This window comes from Micrococcus sp. 2A (assembly GCF_039519235.1).
Classification (GTDB): Bacteria; Actinomycetota; Actinomycetes; order Actinomycetales; family Micrococcaceae; genus Micrococcus.
In genome coordinates this window covers 11,730-36,063 of the sequence record NZ_CP154351.1, presented here as the reverse complement: position 1 = coordinate 36,063, position 24,334 = coordinate 11,730, and the positions used below count along the sequence as shown (strand labels likewise).

Genomic DNA, 24,334 nt, shown 5'->3' with positions numbered 1-24,334 from the left:
GGGGGCGCGGATCCCGCCTCCGCTCAGACGTCCCGGCGGGTGTGGCTGACGACGGCGGCACGCACCGAGAACGCCAGGACGACGGCCAGGATCCCGTAGATCACCCACGTGATGGGGCTGGAGACCAGGATGGTGGGATCGCCCACCGAGCTCAGCAGCGCATCCCTGAGGCTGGTCTCGGCGAGCGGCCCGAGGACCATGCCGATCATGAGCGGGGCGAGCGGGTAGCCGTAGCGGCGCATGAGGAAGCCGAGCACGCCGAGGGCCAGCAGCATGAGCAGGTCGAACACGGCGCCCGTGGTGGCGTAGATCCCGAGCCCGCAGAACAGGGTGATCCCCGCGTACAGGTAGTGCTGAGGGATGAGCAGGAGCTTGGCCCACAGCTGGGCGAACGGGAGGTTGATGGCCAGGAGCACCACCATGGCGATGAAGAAGCTGGCCAGCAGCGCCCACACGAGGTCGGGCGAGCGGTCGAACAGCAGCGGGCCGGGCTGCAGGCCGTACTGCCGGAACGCCGCGAGCATGATCGCGGCGGTCGCCGAGACGGGCAGGCCCAGCGTGAGCAGGGCGCCCATCGCCATGCCGGTGGTCGCGTTGCCCGCGGCCTCCGGGGCGGCGAGGCCGCGGATGGCGCCCTTGCCGAACATCGGGACCCGGCGGCGCCTGTCCAGGCGACGCTCCGCGGAGTAGGCCAGGAACGTGGGGACCTCGGAGCCGCCGACGGGGACGATGCCGAACGGCAGGCCGATCGCGGTGCCGCGCAGCCACGCGGGGGCGGCCTCGCGGAACTCGGCCCCGGAGAGCCACGGCCGGCCGGTGCGGCGGATCCGCAGGTCCCTCCGCTCGCGGCGCACGCGGGAGGCGACATGGAACACCTCGCCGAGGGCGAGGACGGCCACGGTCACGGTCACCAGCGGGATCCCGTCGAAGAGCTGCGAGGAGCCCATCGTGAACCGCTCGGTCCCGGTGACGCCGTCGATGCCCACCACGGCGATGCCCAGCCCGAGCACGAGCGATGCCAGGCCCCGAAGCACGGAGTCGGCGACCACGGAGGAGGTGGCCACGAAGGCGAACAGGGCGAGCGCGAAGTACTCGGCCGGTCCGAAGCTCGTGGAGAACTCGGCCAGCACGGGCGCCAGGAACACCACGCACACCGAGGCGATGATGCCGCCGATGAACGCGCCGATCGCCGCAGTCGCGAGCGCCTGGGCCGCGCGCCCGTCCTGGGCCATGCGGTGGCCCTCGAAGGTGGAGGCGATGGCCGAGGCCTGCCCCGGGGTGTTCATCAGGATGGCCATGGTCGAGTCGCCGAACAGGCCGCCGAAGTACACGCCGGCGAACAGGATGAACGCGGCCGTGGGCTCGAGCGCGAACGTCATGGGCAGCAGCAGGGCCACGGCCATGGACGACCCGAGGCCGGGCATGACGCCCACGGCGGTGCCGAGCAGACAGCCGAGCACCACCCACAGCAGGTTCATCGGGGTGAGGGCTCCCGCGAAGCCCTCCATCAGAAGACCGAGCGTCTCCATGTCAGAAGCCACCTCCCAGGATGCCCGAGGGCAGGGTCAGACCGAGCACGACCGCGAACGCGAGGTACGCGAGCGAGGAGACGAACAGGGCCACGAGGATGTCGAACACCGGCCGCGGCGAGCCGAAGGCGCGGGCCACGGTCCAGAACAGCAGGGCGCCGGCCAGGATCCAGCCGAGCCACGGCAGCAGCAGAGCGAACGCCAGGAAGCCCAGGAAGACCCAGGCCAGGGCGGAGAAGTCGGAGTGGAAGCGGGTGAGGGGACCGGCCGGCTGGCCGACCTCGCCGTCCGCGTCCGCCTGGCCCTCCGGGGACTCGCGCGTCACCACCACCTGGACGGCGAGGGCCACGGCGAGCACCAGCCCGACCGCCGCGAGGATCAGCGGGAAGAACGAGGGGCCGGGGAAGTCCATCCCCTCGGTGTCCATGCGGAGCGAGCCGATCAACAGGTAGAGGCTGAACGCCGCCAGCACGCCGGGCATGACGAGGGCCGAGAGGCCGGTGGCACGCCCCCAGCGGGAGCGCTCGGGCGAGACGGCGGGGACGGTGGTCGAGTCGCTCATCGGATCTCCTCCGTCAGCCTCTGGATGCGCTGGACCTCGTCGTCGATGAACGTCTCGAGCTCCGGCCCGGTCAGGGGCACGAGGTTCCAGTAGTTGCGCTCCACCGCGTCGGCCCACTCGGGGGTCTGCAGCGCCTCGGTGACGAGCGCCTCGAGATCGGCCCGGTCCTCGGTGGAGATCCCGGGAGGGGCGAAGAGGCCGCGCCAGTTGGTCAGCGTCACGTCGTAGCCCTGCTCCCGCAGCGTGGGGATGTCCTCGACGCCCGTGAGTCGCTCCGGGGCCACCACGCCGAGCGCCCGGAGGCGGCCGCCCTGCACCTGGGGGTACATGTCGGCGAAGCCGCCCGCCGTGGCTTGGGCGGTGCCGTTCAGCAGGGCCTGGATCGCCTCTCCGCCGCCGTCGGAGTTGATGTAGGTGGTCTCCTCCACATCGATCCCGGCCTGCCCGGCGAGGTCCGCCATGACGAGCTGGTCGAAGGATCCGCCGCCGGTCCACCCCACGTGCGGCGGATCCGCGCGCCATGCCTCGATGAGCTCGTCCATGCTCTGGTACGGCGAGTCGGCGGGGACCACCACGAGGTTGTACTCCTCCACGGCGCGGGCGATCGGCGTGACGTCGGACAGCTGCGGTCCCGCCCCCCGGGCCGCGTGGGTCGCGATGTGTCCCGTACCGCCCACCATCAGGTTGTTCGGCTCCTCCAGCGTGCTCAGCTGGCCCAGGCCGATGGTGCCGCCGGCGCCGGGGATGTTCACGACCTGCACGTTGTTCACCAGGCCGTTCACGCGCATCGCCTGCTGGAGCTCCCGCTGGAACGAGTCCCAGCCGCCGCCGGCCGCAGCCGGGGCGATCAGGGTGAGGTTGGTGCGGACGTCCGTGCCGCCCGAGGCCGAGCCGATGGAGAACGCGCTGGCGACGATGACGGTGATCACCGCCACCACGGAGAACAGGAGGCGGCCGAGGCCGCCGCGGCGAGGCGGATCGGCCGTCGAGGAGGAGGGCATGCTGGGGTCCTTCTGACGAGACCCGGCAGGGCGGAGACGTCCGCGCCGACGGGTCTTGGTGCGAGTGGTGGTGAGACGGTATCAGCGATGTGGGTCACATTCGATCGAGGGCGCCACATGTCTCCTGGAGGGGACAAACGCCCGACCCATCGCGCACAGTGGACCCCATGACTATCGTGATCGCCGGCACCGGTTCCCCCGAGAGCGCCGCAGCCCACCGGGCCGCCCTGAGTGAGGCCGCCCTGCGCGGCGAGAACCTTGTGTACTTCTCCCTCGACGGCACGGAGCCGGACCCGTCCGAGGCGGGGAACGCGGGCGTCGAGGTGTCCGTGGAGCACGCCCAGGAACGCGGACGGGACGCCGTCGGAGATCTGCTGGACCACGCCGAGCGCATCGGCGCGACGCGGATCGTGGTGGGCGTGAAGCACCGCTCCCCCGTGGGCAAGCTCCTCCTGGGATCCGCCGCCCAGCAGCTCATCCTCGAGGCCCGCGTGCCCGTGCTCTGCGTGAAGCCCTGACCCGCACCCCGGTGACGACGTCGGCCCCGCGCCTCCGAGGGGGAGGCGCGGGGCCGAGGTGCAGTGCTCAGGCGCCCTCAAGCGCCCCCGATCACGGGTAGAGGCCGCGCAGCAGGTGCGCGTCGGCCACCCGCTCCACCGCGGTCACGGTGGCGGCCTCGCGAAGGGTGAGGCCTCGCTTCTGGCTGGCCTCCAGGAGCGCGTCCCACGCGGTGACCATGCGCTTCTCGAGGCGCTCGTCCACCTCCTGGCGGGACCACCAGTAGGCCTGGTTGGCCTGGGCCCACTCGAAGTAGGAGACGACCACGCCGCCCGCGTTGGCCAGGATGTCCGGCACCACGAGGACGTCGTTCTCGGTCAGGATGCGGTCGGCGGCGGAGGTGGTGGGCCCGTTGGCGCCCTCCACCACGATCCGCGCCGTCACGTCGCCCGCGTTCTCCTCGGTGAGCACACCCTCGACGGCGGCCGGGACCAGCAGGTCCACGTCCATCGTCAGCACGGCGGCGGCGTCCATCGGCTCGGTGTCCGGGGCGTCCACCACGCTGCCGGTCTCCTTCATGTGCGCCAGCAGCGAGTCGTAGTCCAGGCCGTTCGCGTTGTGCACGGCGCCATACTGGTCCGAGACCGCGACGACCTTGACGCCGGCCTCCGCGAGGAACTCGACCGCGCCCGCACCGACCTTGCCGAAGCCCTGGACCACCGCGGTGGCGCCCTCGGGCTTGATGCCGCGGTGCCGCAGGGCGGCGAGCGCGACGTGCACGACGCCGGCCGACGTCGCCGACGCGCGGCCCAGGGAGCCGCCCAGGGCGACGGGCTTGCCGGTGACCACGCCGAGCGTGGTGTGGCCGCGGCTGGTGGAATAGGTGTCCATCATCCAGGCCATCATGCGCTCGTCCGTGCCCACGTCCGGGGCGGGGATGTCCTGGTCCGGGCCGATGATCGGCAGGATCTCGGAGGTGTAGCGGCGGATGACGCGCTCGAGCTCGCCGGCCGAGTACTGGCGCGGGTCAATGCTGACGCCGCCCTTGGCGCCGCCGTACGGCACGTCCAGGAGGGCGCACTTCCAGGTCATCCACATGGCCAGCGCGCGGACCTCGTCGAGCTCCACGTGGGGAGCGAACCGCACGCCGCCCTTGGCGGGGCCGCGGGAGAGGTTGTGTTGCACGCGGTAGCCTCGCAGCACCTCGACCTCACCGGAGTCGCGGCGCAGCGGGATGGCCACGGCCATCTCGCGGCGGGGGGTGGCGAGGAGCTGGTGGAGCCCCTCGTCGTAGCCCAGCGTGGCGACGGCGGCGGCGAGCTGGGCCTTTGCGTCGTCCAGGGGGGAGCGGGGCGCCGGCGCCGTGGCGGCGCCGGTCGGGGTGGTCGTCATCGTTGAACGTCCTTGGTCGGTGATGGGGTGGTCACCGGCCGGACCTGAGCGGGCGTCCACGTCAGTGGGGAGGCCGGTCCGGACGGATTCACGCCCGCGCCGTCAGGTGGACGGTCAGCGGGCACCCGGCCAGCGTAGTCGCCGGAGGCGCCACACCCCAGGGACGGGCAACGGCGGCCCGCGTCACACCCCACGACACGCGCCGGACCCGCCCCTGACATGGGGGGACGACCCCCGCCGATAGGGTGGAACACTCTCCTTCCCCGATCCGGCCCCCGCACCCGCGCCGGATCGTCCCGCTGACCCCGAGGTGCCCCCGCGGCCGCCCGCACCCAGGAGGGCCGACCGCGGGACAGCCGTCCGCCTGGGGACAGACCGGACCCTTCGCATGCCCCTCCCCCGCTCCCGCGCCCTCGCCGCACTCACGGCCGCCCTCGCGCTCCTCGCGTCCGGCTGCGTCCCCCCGGACAGCACCACCTCCACGCCGACGCCGGACCCGAGCCGGGCGGCCGCGTCCGTCACCCGGGCGGCCGAACCCACGCTGCCCGCACCCGAGGCGGCCTCCAGCCCTACGACGACGGCCGTGCCGCCGTCGGGGTCCGCGACGCCCGAGGCGACGATCCCTCCCGAGCCCGCGCCGACGTCGTCGTCCGCGCCGGAGGCCCAGGGGCAGGCCCGATCCGGGAGCGCCCTCGCGGCCCTGGAGCGGCTGGAGGTGAAGGGCCGCGCGCCCAAGACGGGCTACGACCGCGCGGAGTTCGGCCCGGCGTGGACGGACACGGACCACAACGGCTGCGACACGCGCAACGACGTCCTTGCCCGTGACCTCGTGGACGAGACCTTCAAGCCGGGCACGCGGGACTGCGTCGTGCTCACGGGTGTCCTCGAGGACCCGTACACGGGCACCCAGATCCACTTCACGCGCGGGCAGGGGACGTCGGAGGCGGTGCAGATCGACCACGTCGTGGCGCTCTCGGACGCGTGGCAGAAGGGCGCCCAGGGGCTCTCCGAGGCCCAGCGGACGGCCCTGGCCAACGACCCGCTGAACCTGCTGGCCGTGGACGGCCCGTCCAACCAGAAGAAGTCCGACGCCGACGCCGCCTCGTGGCTGCCGCCGCGGAGCGCGGCGCGGTGCCCCTACGTGGCGCGGCAGATCGCGGTGAAGATGACCTACACGCTGTGGGTCACCGACGGGGAGAAGGGCGCGATGGAACGCGTACTCGAGTCCTGCCCGGACCAGGAGCTTCCCGACGGCGGCGCGTCGCCGGGGGCGATGAGCGAACCGCAGGCGGCGCCGGAGCCCGTGAGGAGCAGCGCGGCGCCCGCTCCCGCCCCGAAACCCGCACCGACCAAGGCCGCGCCCCGGCTGGCGACCACCGAGCCCGAGGCGGCCGAACCGGATGAGGCTGAAGCCGAGGAATCCGCGACGGACCCGCACTTCAGCAGCTGCAAGAAGGCCAAGGACGCCGGGTACGGCCCCTACGCGTCCGGCTCGGACCCCGAGTACGCCTGGTACCGCGACGGCGACGATGACGGGGTCGTCTGCGAGTGAGGCTGGAGTGCATGATCACCACATGAATTCAGAAAAGGACCGCCCGAGTGTCTGGATCGTCCTCCAGGATGAGACGCCGGACAACACCGTCTTGGGCGTCTTCGAATCCCGCTCGGCGGCGGCAGCGTTCTCCGACGAGGTGAGCTGCCTCTTCCCGCGCCGTGTTCTCTACGCCGAGTACGCGATCGGGTACAGATTGACGGACCACTCCCGGTCCGCCTGACTCCCTGAGCGTGGGCACGAGCACGCCCCTGCCCGGACATGCAGAAAGGACCCGAGATCCTCTTCCGAGGTTCCCGGGTCCTTCCGTGCGGCCGGTGTCCGGCCCGCTGTGCGCGAGGGGGGACTTGAACCCCCACGTCCTTTCGAACACTGGCACCTGAAGCCAGCGCGTCTACCTATTCCGCCACTCGCGCGAGTGACTTCCTGCTCGTGATCCGCTTTTCACACCAACCGCCGCAGGCAGCGAGAGATACTCTACCCGCACGCCCGGCCACCCCGCAAATCCTCTCGCCACGGTCCGGCCCCGTACTATCGGAGGCGACGACTGTGGAAAGGGGCCCCATCGGTGGGACTTCTGGACAACCTCGAACACGGCCTGGAGAAGGCCGTGCGCTCCGCGTTCTCCGCGGGCGGCTCACGCTCGGTGAAGCCGGTGGAGATCGCCACGGCGCTGCGGCACGCGATGGACGACGAGTCCTTCGCCCTGTCGGAGGGCCATACGGTGGCGCCCAACGACTTCGTGGTCCACTTCTCCCCCGCGGACTTCGAGCGTGCCCGCGCGTGGGGCAGCCCCCTGGCGAGCCAGCTCTGCGACGAGGTCATCCGCCACGCCGAGACCCAGGGGTACGGCCTCCCCGGCGCGGTGCGCGTGGCCTTCCACGCGGACGAGGCGGTCCGCCCCGGCAGCCTGCGCGTCGTCTCGCACCTCGACGACGGCTCCTCGAGCTCCTCCTCCCCCGCCGCTCCGGCGCCGACTGCCCCCGCACCGCCGCCGGCACCGGCAGCACCGCAGCCCGCACGCCGGCCGGCCCCGCGCCGAGCCGCTGCGCCGGCCGTCCAGCCCACCGTGGTCCTGCCCCGCGAGCCGGCCCGGCCCCGCGTTCCCGCACTCGAGCTGGACGGCGTCCACCACCGCATCGACACCACGGACGTGGTGCTGGGCCGGTCCGCCGAGCGCGCCGATCTCGTGGTGCCGGACACCTCGGTCTCCCGCGAGCACGCACGCCTCGTGCGGGTGGGCGCCACGGTCACCCTCATCGACCTGGGCAGCCGCAACGGCGTGCTCGTCAACGGCCGTCGCGTCGACGGCTCCACCACCCTGCGCGAGGGTGATCGGATCACCGTGGGCCAGACCGAGCTGGTCTTCCACGCCGCCGCGCCGACCGGAGGGACCCGGGCATGAACGAGCTCGCCATCGCCGTGCTGCGCCTCGGCCTCCTGCTGGCCCTGTGGATCCTGATCATCTCGATCGTCCTCTCCCAGGGACGAGACCTCGTGGTGGGCCGACGCAACAAGACCCGCTTCGAGCAGGCCCGGCGCGACGCCGAGGTCCAGGCCCCCGTCGCCCGGGTGGCCGCCGGCCCCGTCCCGGCCACCGCCGGAGCCTCCGCGGCCGGGTCCTCGCCCGCGGCGCCGTCGTCGTCCCCCGCACACGCCGCGCCCGCCGCCGCGAGCGCCCCCACCCTCCCCGCCCCGCGCCTGGCCCGCACCCTGCGCGTCGTGGAGGGCCCGCTCGCGGGCCGCACGGTGGAGCTGGACGGCCGCCCGCTGCTCATGGGGCGCGCGCAGGACGCAGGCCTGGTCCTCGTGGACGACTACGCCTCCGGCCGCCACGCACGGCTCTTCCCGCAGGGCACCCGCTGGTTCCTCGAGGACCTGGGCTCCACCAACGGCACCGCCGTGGACGGCGCGCCCGTGACCCGCGCCCTGCCCGTGGGCCCGGAATCGGTGATCCGCATCGGCAAGACCGTCATGAGGCTCGAGGCCTGATCCGATGACCCTCGTCCTCCGCTTCGCCGCTCGGTCCGACGTGGGACGCGTGCGCTCCAAGAACGACGACTCCGCCTACGTGGGCCGTCACCTGGCGGTGCTCGCGGACGGCATGGGCGGGCACGTGGGCGGCGACGTCGCGAGCGCCTCCACGGTGCTGGACCTGGCCCCGCTGGACGACGTCGGCTACAAGGACCCGGGCACGGTCCTGCCGGACGAGATCCAGAACGCGAACCTGATCCTCAACGAGCTCGTGCACGCCAACCCCAAGCTGGCCGGCATGGGGACCACCTGCACCGCCGCGCTCCTTGCCGGCGAGACGCTGCACATGGCGCACATCGGCGACTCGCGGGCCTACCGCCTCGCCGACGGCGCGTTCTCCCAGGTCACGCGCGATCACACGTTCGTGCAGAAGCTCGTGGACGAGGGCCGCCTGGAGGCTGCCGAGGCGCAGTTCCACCCCAACAAGAACGTCCTCATGCGGGTGCTGGGGGACGTGGACGCCTCCCCCGAGCTCGACGTGTTCGACGTGCCCGTGGCGGCCGGCGAGCGCTGGCTGCTCTGCTCCGACGGACTCACGGACGTGGTCACGGTGGAGCGCATCCACCAGGAGCTGGCCGAGGGCGAGGCCCTCAACACCGTGGTGGACAACCTGGTGGACCTCACCCTCAAGGGCGGCGCCCCGGACAACGTCACCATCGTGGTGTTCGAGGTCGCGGAGGGCACGCCCGAGGAGCTCGCCCCTCCGCCGGAGGTGCACCTCTCGGAGGACGCCCTGGCCGTGGCCCAGGCGCCGGAGGCCGGCGCGGTGTCCGGGCGCCTGCTGCGCGAGGACCTCGCGGCGCGGCCCCACCTGATCGTGGGCGCCGCCTCCTCCGCGGTGAAGACCGACCGCATCCCCGTGGTCACCCGCAGCTCCACCCGCCGCCGCGCGGCCGCCCTGCTCGGCGAGACGCCCGCCCCGGAGAACCGTCCCCGCCGGACGGCCGCGCTCCTCACGAGCGGCGGCGAGTCCGTCACCCCCGCGCCGCTCGACTCCGCCGTCGGCCCGTCCGGCCGTCCCGGGACCCCCGGGGAGGTGGAGGCCGCGTCCGCCTCGGACACCCCGGCGGCGGGCGCCGTCGGGACCCCGGAGGGCTCCGCGACCGCGCAGTCCCCGGCGGACGGCGCCGACGACGGCAGCCGCCGCAGGCGCGACGGGAAGCCGACGCAGTACCGCCGCGGCTGGTTCATCCCCGTGTTCACCACCCTGCTGGCCCTCCTCCTCGCCGCCGTGGCGCTGTGGGGCTACCTGTGGACCCAGACCCAGTACTACGTGGGCGAGGACGCCGGGCAGGTGGCCGTGTACCGCGGCGTCCCCCAGCACCTGGGCCCGCTCGACCTCTCCCATGTGGACCGGCGGACCGACCTGTCCGTGGACGGCCTCCCCTCGTACGCCCAGGAGCGCGTCCGCTCCGGCATGGCGGCCCGTGACCTCGGCCACGCCGAGCAGATCGTGACCGAGCTGAGCGAGTCCCTCGCCCCCGGCGCCCCCGCGCCCACGGGTGAGACCCCGGAAGGAGGCGAGCGCTGATGCCCGACGTCATCTCCCCGCCGCGGCCGCGCCGCACCACCGAGCTGATCCTGCTGGTCTTCGCCCTGGCCGTGGCCGTCGGCGCGGACCTGCTGGGCATCCTGGGCGCGGGCGGCACCGTGACCCGCACGGACCTCGTGCCCCTCGGGGTCTTCGCCGCGGCCACCCTCGTGATGCACGTCGTGCTGCGCCTGCGCGCGCGCTACGCGGACCCCTTCATCCTGCCGATCGCCGCGCTGCTCAACGGCCTGGGCATCGCCGTGATCCGCCGGCTCAGCGAGGACACGCGCGGGGCCAGCGCCGACTCGCAGCTGATGTGGTCCGTCCTCGCCGTCGCGGTGGCCACGGCCCTGGTGTTCCTGGTGCGGGACCACCGGCTGCTGCGCCGCTGGCCGTACCTCTTCCTGGCGGCCTCCGCCCTCCTCCTGGTGCTGCCGCTCGTGCCCGGCCTCGGTCTGAGCGCCAACGGCGCCCGCATCTGGGTGAACGTCGGCTTCGGCACCTTCCAGCCGGGCGAGATCGCCAAGATCACGCTGGCCATCTTCTTCGCCGGGTACCTCTCCGCCAACCGGGACCTCATCCTGCTGGCCGGGCGGCGCGTGGGCCCGCTGACGTTCCCCCGGGTACGCGACCTCGGCCCGCTCGTGGCGGCCTGGCTCGTGGCGCTCGGCGTGCTCGTGTTCCAGCGGGACCTCGGCTCGGCGCTCCTCTTCTTCGGCATGTTCATGGCCATGCTGTACATCGCCACCTCGCGGTTCTCCTGGATCCTGTTGGGCCTGGGCCTGGTGGCCGCGGGCGCGGTGCTGGCGTTCCTGTTCATGCCGCACGTGACCGCCCGCTTCCAGATCTGGCTCCACGCGTTCGACCCGGAGATCTACCACCGGGACTTCGGCGGCTCCTACCAGGTGGTCCAGGGCCTGTTCGCCATGGCCTCCGGAGGCCTCATGGGCACGGGCCTCGGAGCGGGCAACCCCACCCAGGTGCCGCTGTCCTTCTCGGACATGATCCTCGCCAGCATCGGCGAGGAGCTCGGCTTCGTGGGCCTGGCCGCCGTGCTGGTGCTCTACCTGCTCCTCGTCACCCGCATGATGCGGGCGGCCCTCGGCGTGCGGGACGCGTTCGGCAAGGTGCTCGCCTCCGGCCTGGCCTTCACCATGGCGTGGCAGGTCTTCGTGGTGATGGGCGGCGTCACCCTCGTGCTGCCGCTCACCGGCCTGACCACGCCGTTCCTGGCCGCAGGCGGCTCGTCCCTGCTGGCCAACTGGATCATCGTGGGCCTCGTGCTGCGCATCTCGCACGCGGCCCGCCGGCCCGTCGTGGTGGACGCCATGGTGAACGCCTCGGGCCCCGGCGCCGGCCACCTCGACCCGGGCGCGGAGCTGCCGCGCGCCGCCGTCGCCTCCGGCTCCTCCTCCACGGGGGGTGGCCCGCGATGAACGAGGCGATCCGACGCACGTGGACGGTCATGGTGGCCATGTTCCTGGTGCTGGCCGCAGCGGCCTCCGTGATCCAGGTGGTGGCCGCGGACCGGCTCAAGCAGAACCCCCTGAACTCGCGCCAGATCTTCCTGGAGTTCGGCGCACCACGCGGGCCCATCCTGGTGGACGGCGAGCCGATCGCCGAGTCCGTGGAGTCCGACGACGCCTTCACCTACCAGCGCGTCTACCACGACACCGCGCTGTATGCGCCGCTGACCGGCTTCTACTCGCTCACGTACGGCACGGAGGGCCTGGAGAAGGCCATGAACGAGCAGCTCGCGGGCACCCCCACCTCGCAGTTCATGGACCGCGCCGTGGAGATCATCACGGGCGCCACCGCGGAGGGCGACCAGGTGGAGCTCACGATCGACCCGGAGGCCCAGCGCGCCGCCTACGCCGCGCTGCCCGAGGGCGTGCGCGGCTCCGTGGTGGTCACGGACCCCGAGACGGGCGAGATCCTCGCGATGGCCTCCCGCCCGGGCTTCGACTCCAATGCCCTCTCCTCCCACACGCGTGCGAAGGCCCAGGAGGCCATGTCCGCGCTCGAGGCGATCCCGGGCGCGAGCGCGTACCGCAACCGTCCGTCCGAGCAGACGGTCTCCCCCGGCTCCACGTTCAAGCTGATCGACGCCGTCGCCATGCTGGAGTCCGGCGACTACGCCCCGGACGACGTCCTGGACGTCCCCGCGCGATGGACTCTGCCCGGCACCTCGGCGCAGATGGGCAACTACGACGGCGGCCAGTGCGACGGCATCGAGAAGGCCACGCTCACCACGATCATGGCCCAGTCCTGCAACACCCCCTTCGCGATGGCCGCCGTCGAGCTCGGGGAGGACGCGATCCGCGACACCGCCGAGCGCTTCGGCTTCAACGAGGAGGGCTCGATGCCGCTGCCGATCGCCGCGTCCCGCTTCCCCGAGGACCTCGACGACGCGTCCCTGGCGCAGTCCGCCATCGGGCAGCGCGACGTGCAGGCCACGGCCCTGCAGATGACCATGGTGGCCGCGGGCATCGCCAACGAGGGGATGGTGATGGAGCCGCAGCTGGTGCGGGCTGTGCGCCGCCCGGACCTGACCACGGTGGAGGAGTTCAGCCCCCGGGAGCACGGCCGAGGCACGGACGCGGACGTGGCGCGGCAGATCACGGGGATGATGGAGGAGGTCGTCCGCAGCGGCACCGCGACGGGCGCGGCCTCGGACAGGATGAGGATCGCGGCGAAGACGGGCACGGCGGAGATCGGTGACAGTGAGAACGTGCACTCATGGATCACCGGCTTCGCGCCGGCGCAGGACCCGCAGGTCGCGGTGACGATCGTCATCGAGGACGTGGACACGAGTTTCGGACACCGGACAGTGGTGGAGGGCATGAAGAGCATCATGGAAGCGGTGGTCGCAGAATGAGGCCGACATCGGGGATCACCCTCGGGGGCAGGTACCAGCTGACCGATCGGATCGCGATCGGCGGCATGGGCGAGGTCTGGAAGGCGCGGGACAAGGTCCTGGGCCGGATCACGGCCGTGAAGATCCTCAAGGAGGAGTACACGGGCGACCCCAACTTCCTGCGCCGCTTCCGGGCCGAGGCCCAGCACACCGCCCTGCTCAACCACCCCGGCGTGGCCAACGTGTACGACTACGGCGAGGAGAAGGGCTCCGCCTACCTCGTCATGGAGCTCGTGCCGGGCCAGCCGCTCTCCGCGATCCTGGAGAAGGAGACCTCCCTCTCCCCGGAGCGCACCCTGCGGATCATCTCCCAGACCGCCGCGGCGCTCTCCGCCGCCCACGCGCAGGGCCTGGTGCACCGGGATGTGAAGCCCGGCAACCTCATGATCACGCCCTCGGGCCGGGTGAAGGTCACGGACTTCGGGATCGCGCGCCTGGCGGACCAGGTGCCGCTGACGGCCACGGGGCAGGTGATGGGCACCGCCCAGTACCTGGCCCCCGAGCAGGCCACGGGCCAGCAGGCCACCGGGTCCTCGGACATCTACTCGCTGGGCATCATCGGCTACGAGGCCCTCGCCGGCCGCCGGCCGTTCACGGGCGAGTCCCAGATCGCGATCGCCCTCGCGCAGGTCAACGACACCCCTCCGCCGCTGCCGGACACCGTCCCCGCGCCGGTCCGCGCGCTGATCATGTGCATGCTCTCGAAGGACCCGAGGGAGCGTCCCTCCGACGCCACGGCCCTCTCCGACGCGGCGGACGCCCTGCGCCAGCGGGACACACGGGCCGCCGTCGCCGCCGCGCCCGTGCTGGCCTCGTTCCTGGAGGAGCAGGGCGTGCCGGCCGAGGCGGACCAGGAGACCGCCACGCTCGACTACGCGGGCATGCGCGCGACGCATCAGAGCGGCTCCGAGGACGGCCGGGGCGGCGGGGACGGCCCAGCCACCGCGGAACTGCCCGTGGCCGCCGCGTCCGCGCCCCAGGCCGACCAGGACATCTCCGCCACGCGCCCGGCGGACACCCGCCCCTCGCCCATGGTGGCGCCGGCCGGGGAGTCCTGGGGCGCCCCTGCGGCGGCGCCCCGGTCGGGCTCCGCGCCCGCGGGCCGGCGCCGCGGACCCCGCTGGCCGCTCATCGCCCTCCTCGCCCTCCTCGTGTTCGCGGTGCTCGGCGCCCTGCTGTGGCCCCTGGTCATGGGGGCGCGCGACGGCGGCGCCCCAGGCTCCTCCCCCTCGGCCTCGGCCGTCCAGGTGGACGCCGAGGCCTACCGGGGCCGCCCCGTGGCCGAGGTGCGCCCCGAGCTGGAGCGGCTCGGCCTGACCGTGGCGCAGGAGGACCGTGACGACCCGCAGCCGGAGGGCACCGTGATGGGTGTGAACCCCGTGGGCCCCCTGCAACGCGGCCAGACCGTGACCCTGGCCGTCTCCACCGGCGCCGGGACACTCCCCCAGGACCTCGTGGGCCAGCCCGTGGACACGGTGGTCGCGCTGCTGCGCGAGCGCGGGTTCAGCGTGGACCGTGTGGACGATCCGGAGGCCGACGGCGCCGCCGGCGAGGTGGTCCGCGTCGTGCCCGGCTCGGGGGAGCGGCACCGCTTCGACACACCCGTCCAGGTGATCGTGGCCACGGCCGGCTCGGGGACCGCCCCCGCGGCCCCGCCGGTGGAGCCGGCCCCGGCGTCGTCCTCGGCCCCCGCCGCGCCGCCGGCCGCGCCCAGCACCTCCCAGCCCGCCGAAAGCACCCCGGCCGCCCCGGTGACCCCCGAGGGCTCCCCGACCGCCTCGGCCGCCGAGCCCCTCCCGGAGCCGACCACGGAGGCCCCGGCCCCGACTCCCCCCGACCCCTCGTCGGCCGAGACGAGCACCCCGTCCCCCGCGGGCGGGGGCGCCTCCTCGCCCGGCGTGGCCGACCCCTCGGCCACGGACGTCCCGACGTCCACGGCGACCCCCGCCGGCTGACGCCGGCCGACGGAGGTGCCCGTGCCCGGACCCCGCATCCTCAACGACCGCTACCGGATCAACGAGCTGATCGGACGCGGCGGCATGGCCGACGTCTTCCGCGGCCGGGACCTGCGCCTGAACCGGACGGTGGCCGTGAAGCTGATGCGCGCGGACCTCGCCCGGGACGCCCAGTTCCAGGCGCGGTTCCGGCGCGAGGCCCGCGCCGCCGCCGCCCTCAACCACCCCTCGATCGTGGGCGTGTACGACACGGGCGACGTCTGCATGAGCGAGGACCAGCACCATCCCGTCGACTGCCCGTTCCTGGTCCTCGAGCACGTCTCCGGGCGGACCCTGCGCGAGGTCCTCGACGACGGGTGCGTGCCATGGCGGCGCGCCGCCGCGTGGACGGTGGGCGTGCTCGAGGCCCTCGAGCACTCGCACGCGGAGGGGATCGTCCACCGGGACGTGAAGCCCGCCAACGTGATGGTGACCCCCGCCGGGGACGTGAAGGTCACGGACTTCGGACTCGCCCGCGCCCTCGCGGACACCTCGGCGAACACGTCCCAGCAGACCGTGGTCGGCACCGCCCTCTACCTCTCCCCCGAGCAGGCCACGGGGCGCGCGGTGGACGCCCGCGCCGACCTGTACTCGGCGGGCTGCGTGCTCTTCGAGCTGCTCACGGGACGGCCGCCGTTCACGGGGGACACCCCTCTGGCGGTCGCCTACCAGCACGTGCGCGAAACCCCTCCCGCGCCCTCGGAGGTGGCCTCCGGGCTGCCGCCGGCGCTGGACCCCGTGGTGCTGCGCGCCCTGCGCAAGGACCCGGCCGAGCGGTACGCCTCCGCCACCGAGTTCCGCCGTGCCCTCGAGGCCGCCGTCGCCGACCCCACCGCGCTCCCCCTCGCCGAGGAGGGACCGGTCACCCGCGCGCTCCCGGCGGCGCCGCCCGCCGTGGGCGAGGGGGGACGGCCCGACGACGCGCCCGACGACGCGGACACCCAGGCTGTGGCCGGGCACGCCGTGGCCGGCACCTCCCTGCCCGGAGCACCCTCGGCCGCCCAGCTCGCCGCCGCGGCCTCCGTGGACGGACGCTCCCCCAGCACCGGCTCGCACCACGCGGTGGCCCCGGCCCGCCCGACCACCGTCCCCCTGGCGCTCGCGCCCGCAGCCCCGACGCCCGCGGGCTCCCATGCCGCGCCGCCGCCGCCCGAGCCGGGGACGTCCCGCCGTCGGCTCCTGGCCCTCGTGGGCGCCATGGGGGCGGTGCTGCTGCTCCTGGCCGCCGTCCTCTCCCTGACGCTGGGCGGGCGGGGCCTCGGCCCCTCGACGGTGCCGGACCTGCAAGGCCGGACCGAGGCGGAGGCCGTGGCGGCGCTCTCGGACGCGGGCCTCACCGCCGCCGTCGTCCCGGTGTTCCACGCCTCCGTGCCCGCCCAGCACGTGGTGGACACCGATCCTGCCGCCGGCGCCGCCGTGGACCGGGGCGCCGAGGTGCGCGTGCACGTCTCCCGCGGCCCCGCCGACGTCGTGGTCCCGGAGTCCCTGCAGGGCGCGCCCGAGTCCACGGTGCGCGCGGAGCTGGAGCGGCTGGGACTGTCCGTGTCCTCCGTGGAGTACCAGGACGCCGGCGGGATGGCGCGGGGCCGGCTCGTGCGCACGGACCCGTCGCTCGGCAGCGGCGTGGACTCCGGCACTCCCGTGGTCCTCTACCTCTCCTCCGGCATGGTGCCGGTCCCGGACCTGGTGGGGATGACGGTGGAGGACGCCCAGGCGACGCTGCGCCGGACGGCCCCGGACCTGGCGACCCGCGTCCAGTCCGACGAGAGCGGGGCCGTGGACACCGGCGTCGTGGTGGGCCAGGATCCGCCCGCGGGGACTCGCGTGGACACCCGGTCCGCGATCACGCTGACCACGTCCTCCTCCGCGATCGCGACCGTGGAGGGACCCGCCCTGGTGGAGGACCCGGCCGCGCCCGCCCCGTCCTGGATCGAGCCCGAGCCGACGCGGGACCCCCCGCCGGCGGAGCCGCCCGCCACGGCCCCGCGGCCGGATCCGACCACCGCGGCCCCGGCGCCTCCGAGCGACCCGCGGCCCAGCAGCGACGACCCGGAGCCGAGCACCTCCGTCGAGCCGACCCCGGACCCGAGCACTGAACCGCCGAGCGATCCAGTGCCCGGCCCGGACCCCTCGGAGCCCTCACCCAGTGGCCCGGCACCCGACCCGGAGCCGACCGCACCGGCCGATCCGGACCCCTCGACCTCGGGCGGCGTGGAGCCCGTGGTCCCCGAGCCCTCGATCGAGCCGACGCCCTCCACGTGAGCCGCGGGGCGGCGGGGACCGCTCAGCCGTCCTCGTGGGCCTTCGTGGTCAGGCGTCCTCGCGGACGAGCGGCGTGAGCTGCGCGCCGCGCTCGGCGGCGCCGTCCAGCCCCACCGACTCGAGCCAGTTGCCCAGCATGCGGTAGCCGCCCTCGGTGAGCACCGACTCGGGGTGGAACTGCACGCCCCACAGCGGGGCCGTGCGATGCGCGAGGCCCATCACGACCCCGTCGTCGGTCTCCGCGGTGATCTCCAGGACGGACTCGTCCACCGTGTCGCGCACGGCGGCGAGCGAGTGGTAGCGGGTGGCCGTGAAGCGCTCCGGCAGCCCCGTGAAGGTCGCATGCCCGTCATGGCGCACCACGGACGTCTTGCCGTGCATGAGCGTCTCAGCGTGCGTCACGGTCGCGCCGAACGCCTCCGCGATCGCCTGGTGGCCCAGGCACACCCCGAAGAGCGGCCGGCCGCCGTCTGCCGCGGAGCGGATGAGGTCGAGGGAGACGCCGGCGTCGGCGGGCGCGCCCGGCCCGGGCGAGATGAGCACCGCCGTGTGCTCCGCGGCCAGGGCGAGGACGCGCTCGGCGTCCACCTCGTCGTTGCGGATCACGGTGGTGCGGGCGCCCAGCTCCTGGAGGTAGCCCACCAGGGTGTAGACGAAGCTGTCGTAGTTGTCGACGACGAGCACGGAGACCGGAGAGTCGCTCACGAGGGCCGCTTCTTCCTCCCCGCCGCGCGAGGGCGGGGTGCATAGACTGGCCCGGCACGCCGCGCGCCGGTCCTTCGGCAGGTCAGGGAAGGATACCGCGTGGCCCCTGGACCCCCACGTCCCACCCGCGACGCCCGGACCCGGGCAGCAGAAGGAGCATCACCGTGGCAGCCCCCTCCGGCAAGCGCAAGGACTCGGCCCGCCGCAAGCGCGCCGAGCTCGAGAGGGCCCGTTCCGGCGCCCGCGCCTCCTCCGTGAGCACCGACCTCGGCGTCGTCGACGCCGGGCCCGCTCCCCTGCCCCGCTGGTACAAGGCCGTCATGTTCGGCCTGATGATCCTCGGCCTGCTGTGGGTCTGCACCTACTACCTCACGCAGGGGCTCTTCCCGCTGGTGGGCCTCGGCGGCTGGAACATCCTCATCGGCTTCGGCCTCGCCCTTCTCGGGTTCCTCATGATGTCCCGCTGGAGCGAATGACACGGGTGTGATTCTCCACAGCGGTGGACAACCCTGTGGAGAACTTCATCGGCCCGCTGACGCGGCTGAAGCAGTTGTCCCCGGGTTTGTCCACAGGTGTGGACGGTGACTGGGCCACTCCTGCACAGGGCCCCTGTGGACAGTCCGCCACCGCGCGGGCCGGCCTGCCGGCCCGCGCGGTGGCGGACCGGCACGGCTCACATCACCAGCGCGTCGAGTCCGATCCGGGAGGCACCCAGGGCGGTGAGGCCCCCGAGTGCCGCCAGCACGACCACGAGGCCCGCCACCTGGGCGCCCACCCCGCCGCGCCCCCGCCCGGGAGTGCCCGGCAGCGGGCCGAGCCGGGTGAGGACCAGGGCGACCGCCGCTCCCGTGAGCAGGCCGCCCACGTGGACCTGCCACGAGATCCCCGGCAGGGCGAAGGAGGCCGCGAGGTTCAGGCCGATGAGCACCGCGATCGAGCGCACCTGACCGCCGCCGATCCGCGTGAGGAGGAAGAGCGCCGCGAAGAGCCCGTAGACGGCGCCGGAGGCGCCCACCACCGGCTGCAGCGGGTCGGAGGTCCACAGGGCGAACACGGCTCCGCCGACCGCCGAGATCGCGTACAGGGCGAGGAATCGCCACAGGCCCAGCACCGGCTCGAGCACGCGGCCGATCACCCACAGGGCCAGCAGGTTCAGGGCCAGGTGAGTGGGCCCGGAGACGTCGTGCACGAGGGCGTAGGTCAGCAGGCGCCACGGCTCGAAGGCCAGCGGCGAGGTGTAGAGGCCTGCGTACCAGAGGGACGGCGTCACGCCGGTGACGGGGTCCCGGTACAGCCACTGCAGCGCGTACACGAGGGCGGTGAGCACGATGAGGCCGGTCGTCGTCGGTGCCGCGGTCAGGGCGCCGAGGACGCCGCCGCGCCCACGGGACGCCCGCGCGGGGGCGGACGACGGCGTCGGGGCGGCGCCGCTGCCGGGCGCCGCGGCGCAGTCCGCGCACACCATGGCGCCGCCGGCGGGGCGCTGGCACTCGAGGCACGCGGGGCGGCCGCACGCGGGACAGGTCACATACGCCGCACGGCCCGGATGCCGCGGGCACACCGGGGGTGTGCCGTGCGCGGACTCCGGGCCGTGCGGTCCTTCGGGGGTGGTGCTCACCGGGAGCGGGCCGCTCAGGCCTCGGCGATCTCGATGGACTCGATCACGACGTCCTCGAGCGGGCGGTCGCGCGGGTCCGTGGCGACGGCGTTGAGCTGGTCCACGATCTCCTTCGAGGCCTCGTCCTTCACCTCGCCGAAGATGGTGTGCTTGCCGTTGAGCCAGCCGGTGGGCACGGAGGTGATGAAGAACTGCGAGCCGTTGGTGCCGGGGCCGGCATTGGCCATGGCGAGCAGGTAGGGGCGGTCGAACTGGAGCTCGGGGTGGATCTCGTCCCCGAACTGGTAGCCCGGGCCGCCGACGCCCATGCCCAGCGGGTCGCCGCCCTGGATCATGAAGTCCTTGATGATGCGGTGGAACACGGTGCCGGAGTACAGCGGGGCGCCGTTGTTCTTCTCGCGGGTCTGGGGGTGGGTCCACTCCTGCTCGCCGGTGGCGAGGCCCACGAAGTTCTTCACGGTCTTCGGCGCGTGGTTGCCGAAGAGCTCGACGACGATGTCGCCGTGGTTGGTGTGGATGGTCGCGGTATGCGTTGCGTTGGCGGTCATGGGCGTCATTGTTCCACCCGCGGCCCCCGCCTGCCCCGGCTCGACCGACGCGCCCTCCGCGTCTTCGCGGTGGGCCGAATCGCGGCGCCCCGGCGGGGCGGTGCTCGAAGAAGGGGCGCGCTCGGACCGTGCCATGGCCACCGCACGCCACTAGGCTGATCCGGAGACGACCAGTCCAGCGAACATCCGACTGCACGGGAGGCAGACATGGCCCGCAAGAACCCGACCACCGACTCCGCGATCCAGCACGACGGCGGGGCGGACACGTTCCTGACCCGCCAGGGCGAGATCCTGCGCCACTGGGCCGAGCCCAGGATCGAGGCCGCCCTCGCGTGGGGCGAGGCCGGCACCGCCTTCGGCGAGGTGGGCACCACCGTCGCCGCCGAGGAGGGCCGCCGCCGCGCCAAGGACGTCAAGCAGGACATGGCCCCCCTGGCCGAGCGCGCCGGCAAGGCCGTGGCCGGCGGCCTGGGCGCCGTCGCCCCCGTGGTCGCGAAGCAGAAGGACGGCCTGCACGAGTTCTTCTCCGCGCTCCAGGACCAGGCCGCCGAGCTGGGCGAGGAGTTCACCAAGGAGGCCGAGTCCGCCCGCAAGGCCGCGAAGAAGGCCGGCAAGCGCGGCGCGAAGAAGACCAAGCAGGTCCGCAAGGATGCCCGCGGCGCCGCCAAGAAGGCGGACACGAAGGCCGACGTGCTGGGCTTCCTGACCGCCCAGAAGGCCGGCAAGGCCAAGGACGCCGCCGCGAAGGGCGGGCTCACCGCCGCCGGGCTCCTGGCCGCCGCCGTCGCCGCCGTCCAGGACCAGGGCGAGAAGCTGGCCCCGCAGGTCCAGGAGCGCCTCGCCGAGGCCTCCCGCTACGCCGAGCAGCGCCGTGAGGAGTTCGCGCCCGTCGCCGCCTCGCGTCTGGCCGACGTGGCCGGCAGCGCCCGCCAGACCGCGCACGACGTCCAGGTGCCCACCTCCGTGGAGCAGGCCCTGATCGCCCTCACCGGGGACAAGAAGATTGTGGCCAAGCTGCGCAAGGGCGCCGAGCACTACGCCGGCCAGACCGAGAAGGACCTCAAGCGCACCGCGCGCAAGGCCGACCGCTCCGAGCGCGCGGGCGGCCGCGGCTGGATCGTCGCGGGCATGGCCGCCGCCGCCGCGGGCGCCGGCTTCGCGATCTGGAAGCTCACCAAGCCGGTGCAGGACCCGTGGGCCGCGCCGACCCCCGGCCCCATCACCGCCAACATCCCCGTGGTGGAGCGCGGGGCGGCGAACGATCCCTACGCCAAGCAGCGCGAGGCCGTCGCCGAGGCCACGGGCCACCGCGTCGTCGGCCAGGGCCAGGCCGTGGCGGACGCCGACGCCCGCGTGCCGGGCGAGCCCACCCGCTGACATGACGAGGCCCCGCCGGATCGCTCCGGCGGGGCCTCGACGTCGTGGGGGGCCGTCAGCCGGTCACCAGGACAGGCTGATCTCCAGCTCGGACGTCCCGCCCTGCTCGACCTCCACCTCGACCTCCAGCTCCACCCGGTCGGGCACGGCCACGACGACGTCGCGACCGCCCTGCACCACCCGCACCTCGTTCTGGCGTGAGAGCTGGTCGGCGATCTCGCGCAGGCGGGCGGCCGCCTGCTCGCGGGTCATGGACTGCTTCTGCTCGTTCTCGAAGAGCTCGCTCATGAGGCCGAGGCTAGCGGGCGCGGCGGCGGAAGGCGATAGGGTCCGGACCGTGAGCATGCGCGTGCTGGTGGACATGGACCCGGGCATCGACGACGCGTGCGCGCTGATCCAGCTCGTGGGCGCCGGCGCCGAGATCGCGGCGGTGACGGCGGTGGGCGGCAACGCCTCCGCCCGGCAGTGCGCCCTCAACGCGGCCGGCCTGCTGGAGGTCCTGGGGCACGACGACGTCGAGGTCGCCCTGGGTGCGGAGGCCCCCCTGCGCTGCCCGGCCGAGACCACCCCGGAGACGCACGGGCCGCAGGGGCTGGGCTACGCGCGCGTGCCGTGGCGCGAGGAGCGGATCTCGGCGCGCCCCGCGCTCGACGTGTGGCTCGAGGAGCTGCGGGCACATCCGGGCCAGAGCGTGCTGCTGTGCACTGCTCCCCTGACGAACCTGGCCCTCGCCCTGCGCGCCGAGCCGCGCCTGCCGGAGCTGGCGAAGCAGATCGTGATCATGGGCGGCGCCTTCCACCACCCCGGCAACACCACGCCCACCGCGGAGTGGAACACGTGGTGTGACCCGGACGCGGCGAAGGAGGTCTTCGCGGCCTTCGAGGGGCTGCCCGAGGAGCGGCTGCCGATCGTGTGCGCGCTCGAGACCACGGAGCGGATCGAGTACACCCCCGCCCTGCTGGACGCGCTCCTCGCGGACGCCGGCCGCTCCCCCGTCGGGTGGAGCGCGGACCGTGTCCGGCAGCCCGGCCCCCTCGCGGGGACCGGGAGCGCCGTGCTGGACGTGCTGGCCGACGCGCTGCGGTTCTACTTCGAGTTCCACCACGACTACGACCAGGGCTACGTGGCGCACCTGCACGACCTGTTCGCCGCGCAGGTGGCCACGGGTCAGGCGGAGATCACGACGGCGGTCACGGTGATCGACGTGGAGGCAGAATCGGACCTGCTGCGCGGCACCACGGTGCACGACGACCGCGGCATCTGGGGCCGCCGCCCGAACGCGCGGCGCGTCACGGGCAACGACCCCGATGCGGTGTTCGCGGCGTTCGCTCAGGCGGCCGGCGAGGCCTCGCGGTGGATCTCGAAGCCGGGGGCCCGGTAGGTGGGCTCCCGCTTCTTGAGGGCTCGGATGATCAGCAGGGTGACGGGCACGATGAGGATCTCGATGAGCGTCTTGTAGAGGAAGCCGGTCGCCGTGTAGTTCGCCAGTTCCAGCAGCGAGATGGTACCGGCGTAGGCGATGGTGCAGAAGACCAGGGTGTCGAAGAACTGGCCGACCACGGTGGAGAGGATGAGCCGGAACGCCACGTGCCGTTCCTTCATGCGCTCCTTGAGGCGGACCACGATGGACGCGTTGAGCAGGGAGCCCACGAGGAACGCGACGATGCCGGCCACGGTGATCCGCAGCATGGGCGCGAGGGCCTGGTCCCACACCTCGAAGTTCTCGACGGGCGTGGTCCAGGAGACCACCGTGTAGGTGAGGGCGGCGAGCACGAGCATCGCGAACCCGAGGACGATGGCGCGGCGGGCCCGGCGCCAGCCGTACACCTCGGCCAGGATGTCGCCGATGATGTAGACGAACGGGAACAGGAAGGCGCCGCCGTCGAAGATGAGGGGGCCGCCCTCGTAGAAGACGTCGGAGAGGATCGGCACCGTCGGCCCATAGAAGAGCTTCGCGGCGGTGACGCCGGAGAGGATGAGGAGGGCGACGAAGACGCCCACGAAGATGTCGTAGTAGCTGTGGGGCACCGCGGCGTAGGACGTGGGGCCCTGCCCAGATGCGGGCTGGTCTGTGGTCGGGTGTTCGGTGGTGTTCACCGACCCATCCAACCATCCCGCGGGGCAGGCCCGGCGCGACGGCGGCGGCTCGAGTTGTCCACAGGGCATCCCGGAGGCGTGGGGCGGGCCGCTAGCGTCGGCGGCATGGAGGGGAGGAGGCGAATCGTGGGAGGGGCCGTGGTCACCGTGCTGGGCCTCGCCCTCCCGGCGTGGGGGGTGCTGGAGGCGTGGACCGGCAGCCCGCTCCTCGGCAGGCGGGATCGCCGGCAGGTGACCTTGATGCTCCTCCTCTGCGGCGCCGCCTGGTGGTCGGCCGGACGTGTCCTCCTCCGCCCGCCGCGCGCAGCGCCCCCACCGCTGCACGGGCCGCCCCGCAGCCCGGAGGAGGAGGCGAAGCGGCGCCGGATGCGTCTCGCCGTGACGGCACTGCTCGCGTATGCCGTGGTGCACACCGCGTGGGAGGCCACGCCGGGTGCACCGGTCGCCGCGGGCTACCTGGCCGTCACGGGCGGGCTGGTCCTCTGGGCGGGCCTCGTGATGTCCCTCCCGGGCGTCGCCGCCTGGGCGCGGCGTCAGCGGGCCTCGTGGACCGGGGAGGGCAGGGCGCCGGACACCCTCCTGACGGTCCCCGGGACGTCCGTGGTCCACTTCGTGGACCGGTCAGCGCGCGGCGGGCGCACGGGCGAGATCTGCAGAGACGGCGAGGGCCCCGCCGGAGCCGATCGTCTCGATCGTCCGGCGGGGCCCTCGTGATGG

23 protein-coding genes and 1 tRNA gene are annotated in these 24,334 nt (G+C 73.7%); 14 read left to right on the top strand and 10 right to left on the bottom strand.

Features of this window, described 5'->3' with window-relative positions:
- Positions 1-23: 23 nt before the first annotated feature.
- The 3 genes from tctA to AAG742_RS00160 are packed head-to-tail and all read right to left on the bottom strand — an operon-like array spanning position 24 to position 3,092.
- Positions 24-1,529 (bottom strand): tripartite tricarboxylate transporter permease TctA, encoded by a 1,506-nt coding sequence (tctA, locus tag AAG742_RS00170; RefSeq protein ID WP_343282175.1) that lies wholly within the window; start codon positions 1,527-1,529, stop codon positions 24-26.
- Between the two features lies 1 nt (position 1,530).
- On the bottom strand, positions 1,531-2,091 hold the full coding sequence (locus AAG742_RS00165) for a tripartite tricarboxylate transporter TctB family protein (protein ID WP_319075645.1): 561 nt from the start codon (positions 2,089-2,091) through the stop codon (positions 1,531-1,533).
- On the bottom strand, positions 2,088-3,092 hold the full coding sequence (locus tag AAG742_RS00160; protein ID WP_343282174.1) for a tripartite tricarboxylate transporter substrate binding protein: 1,005 nt from the start codon (positions 3,090-3,092) through the stop codon (positions 2,088-2,090). The genes AAG742_RS00165 and AAG742_RS00160 overlap by 4 nt, the downstream gene beginning before the upstream one ends.
- A gap of 167 nt (positions 3,093-3,259) precedes the next feature.
- Here AAG742_RS00160 and AAG742_RS00155 point away from each other — a divergent pair, with 167 nt between their 5' ends.
- Positions 3,260-3,610: a universal stress protein gene (locus AAG742_RS00155; protein WP_248116675.1), complete on the top strand. Its 351-nt coding sequence runs from the start codon at positions 3,260-3,262 to the stop codon at positions 3,608-3,610.
- Between the two features lie 91 nt (positions 3,611-3,701).
- On the opposite strand, the gene AAG742_RS00150 is transcribed toward AAG742_RS00155, so the two are convergent.
- The gene (locus tag AAG742_RS00150; RefSeq protein WP_343282173.1) at positions 3,702-4,982 is read right to left on the bottom strand and encodes a Glu/Leu/Phe/Val dehydrogenase; all 1,281 of its coding nucleotides are present in this window, start codon (positions 4,980-4,982) and stop codon (positions 3,702-3,704) included.
- Between the two features lie 388 nt (positions 4,983-5,370).
- Between AAG742_RS00150 and AAG742_RS00145 the strand changes: the two genes are divergently transcribed.
- Together AAG742_RS00145 and AAG742_RS00140 are read left to right on the top strand one after the other, a co-directional pair.
- Positions 5,371-6,534 (top strand): DUF1524 domain-containing protein, encoded by a 1,164-nt coding sequence (locus AAG742_RS00145; protein WP_343282172.1) that lies wholly within the window; start codon positions 5,371-5,373, stop codon positions 6,532-6,534.
- A 22-nt stretch (positions 6,535-6,556) separates the two neighbouring features.
- Positions 6,557-6,757: a hypothetical protein gene (locus AAG742_RS00140; RefSeq protein WP_298710815.1), complete on the top strand. Its 201-nt coding sequence runs from the start codon at positions 6,557-6,559 to the stop codon at positions 6,755-6,757.
- 109 nt (positions 6,758-6,866) lie between these two features.
- Here AAG742_RS00140 and AAG742_RS00135 read toward each other — a convergent pair.
- Positions 6,867-6,950 (bottom strand) — tRNA-Leu (locus AAG742_RS00135).
- A 152-nt stretch (positions 6,951-7,102) separates the two neighbouring features.
- Between AAG742_RS00135 and AAG742_RS00130 the strand changes: the two genes are divergently transcribed.
- The 7 genes from AAG742_RS00130 to pknB are packed head-to-tail and all read left to right on the top strand — an operon-like array spanning position 7,103 to position 17,272.
- Positions 7,103-7,939 carry a DUF3662 and FHA domain-containing protein gene (locus tag AAG742_RS00130; protein ID WP_248116684.1) on the top strand — a complete coding sequence of 279 codons (837 nt, stop codon included), beginning with the start codon at positions 7,103-7,105 and terminating at the stop codon, positions 7,937-7,939.
- Complete coding sequence (locus tag AAG742_RS00125) at positions 7,936-8,526, top strand: FHA domain-containing protein (RefSeq protein ID WP_248116686.1); 591 nt, start codon at positions 7,936-7,938, stop codon at positions 8,524-8,526. The genes AAG742_RS00130 and AAG742_RS00125 overlap by 4 nt, the downstream gene beginning before the upstream one ends.
- 4 nt (positions 8,527-8,530) lie before the next feature.
- A complete protein-coding gene (locus AAG742_RS00120; protein ID WP_298710818.1) occupies positions 8,531-10,099 on the top strand; it encodes a protein phosphatase 2C domain-containing protein in 1,569 nt (522 codons plus the stop codon).
- Positions 10,099-11,535 carry an FtsW/RodA/SpoVE family cell cycle protein gene (locus AAG742_RS00115; protein WP_298710821.1) on the top strand — a complete coding sequence of 479 codons (1,437 nt, stop codon included), beginning with the start codon at positions 10,099-10,101 and terminating at the stop codon, positions 11,533-11,535. Before AAG742_RS00120 ends, AAG742_RS00115 begins: the two co-directional genes overlap by 1 nt.
- Positions 11,532-12,977 (top strand): penicillin-binding transpeptidase domain-containing protein, encoded by a 1,446-nt coding sequence (locus AAG742_RS00110; protein WP_248116692.1) that lies wholly within the window; start codon positions 11,532-11,534, stop codon positions 12,975-12,977. Before AAG742_RS00115 ends, AAG742_RS00110 begins: the two co-directional genes overlap by 4 nt.
- Entirely contained in the window at positions 12,974-14,971 is a 1,998-nt protein-coding gene (locus tag AAG742_RS00105) for a protein kinase (protein ID WP_248116694.1), read from the top strand. Before AAG742_RS00110 ends, AAG742_RS00105 begins: the two co-directional genes overlap by 4 nt.
- A 21-nt stretch (positions 14,972-14,992) precedes the next feature.
- The gene (gene pknB / locus AAG742_RS00100) at positions 14,993-17,272 is read left to right on the top strand and encodes a Stk1 family PASTA domain-containing Ser/Thr kinase (protein WP_298710824.1); all 2,280 of its coding nucleotides are present in this window, start codon (positions 14,993-14,995) and stop codon (positions 17,270-17,272) included.
- A 48-nt stretch (positions 17,273-17,320) separates the two neighbouring features.
- Here the strand turns inward: pknB and AAG742_RS00095 are convergent, their stop codons facing one another.
- Positions 17,321-17,977 (bottom strand): aminodeoxychorismate/anthranilate synthase component II, encoded by a 657-nt coding sequence (locus AAG742_RS00095; RefSeq protein ID WP_248116698.1) that lies wholly within the window; start codon positions 17,975-17,977, stop codon positions 17,321-17,323.
- A gap of 164 nt (positions 17,978-18,141) precedes the next feature.
- Here AAG742_RS00095 and AAG742_RS00090 point away from each other — a divergent pair, with 164 nt between their 5' ends.
- Positions 18,142-18,453: a cell division protein CrgA gene (locus AAG742_RS00090; protein ID WP_248116700.1), complete on the top strand. Its 312-nt coding sequence runs from the start codon at positions 18,142-18,144 to the stop codon at positions 18,451-18,453.
- Between the two features lie 197 nt (positions 18,454-18,650).
- Here AAG742_RS00090 and AAG742_RS00085 read toward each other — a convergent pair whose 3' ends face one another.
- Together AAG742_RS00085 and AAG742_RS00080 are read right to left on the bottom strand one after the other, a co-directional pair.
- Complete coding sequence (locus AAG742_RS00085; protein WP_248116702.1) at positions 18,651-19,505, bottom strand: rhomboid family intramembrane serine protease; 855 nt, start codon at positions 19,503-19,505, stop codon at positions 18,651-18,653.
- Between the two features lie 104 nt (positions 19,506-19,609).
- Positions 19,610-20,143, bottom strand: coding sequence for a peptidylprolyl isomerase (locus AAG742_RS00080; protein ID WP_282442663.1), 534 nt, complete (start codon positions 20,141-20,143; stop codon positions 19,610-19,612).
- Positions 20,144-20,350: 207 nt separating this feature from the next.
- Here AAG742_RS00080 and AAG742_RS00075 point away from each other — a divergent pair, with 207 nt between their 5' ends.
- On the top strand, positions 20,351-21,520 hold the full coding sequence (locus tag AAG742_RS00075) for a hypothetical protein (RefSeq protein ID WP_248116706.1): 1,170 nt from the start codon (positions 20,351-20,353) through the stop codon (positions 21,518-21,520).
- A gap of 63 nt (positions 21,521-21,583) precedes the next feature.
- On the opposite strand, the gene AAG742_RS00070 is transcribed toward AAG742_RS00075, so the two are convergent.
- The gene (locus AAG742_RS00070; protein WP_248116708.1) at positions 21,584-21,808 is read right to left on the bottom strand and encodes an amphi-Trp domain-containing protein; all 225 of its coding nucleotides are present in this window, start codon (positions 21,806-21,808) and stop codon (positions 21,584-21,586) included.
- Between the two features lie 49 nt (positions 21,809-21,857).
- Between AAG742_RS00070 and AAG742_RS00065 the strand changes: the two genes are divergently transcribed.
- A complete protein-coding gene (locus tag AAG742_RS00065) occupies positions 21,858-22,901 on the top strand; it encodes a nucleoside hydrolase (protein ID WP_298710827.1) in 1,044 nt (347 codons plus the stop codon).
- On the opposite strand, the gene AAG742_RS00060 is transcribed toward AAG742_RS00065, so the two are convergent.
- On the bottom strand, positions 22,850-23,617 hold the full coding sequence (locus AAG742_RS00060; protein ID WP_298710830.1) for a queuosine precursor transporter: 768 nt from the start codon (positions 23,615-23,617) through the stop codon (positions 22,850-22,852). The genes AAG742_RS00065 and AAG742_RS00060 overlap by 52 nt on opposite strands.
- Positions 23,618-23,743: 126 nt before the next feature.
- Between AAG742_RS00060 and AAG742_RS00055 the strand changes: the two genes are divergently transcribed.
- Positions 23,744-24,331 (top strand): hypothetical protein, encoded by a 588-nt coding sequence (locus tag AAG742_RS00055; protein ID WP_248116715.1) that lies wholly within the window; start codon positions 23,744-23,746, stop codon positions 24,329-24,331.
- The last annotated feature ends 3 nt before the right edge of the window (positions 24,332-24,334 follow it).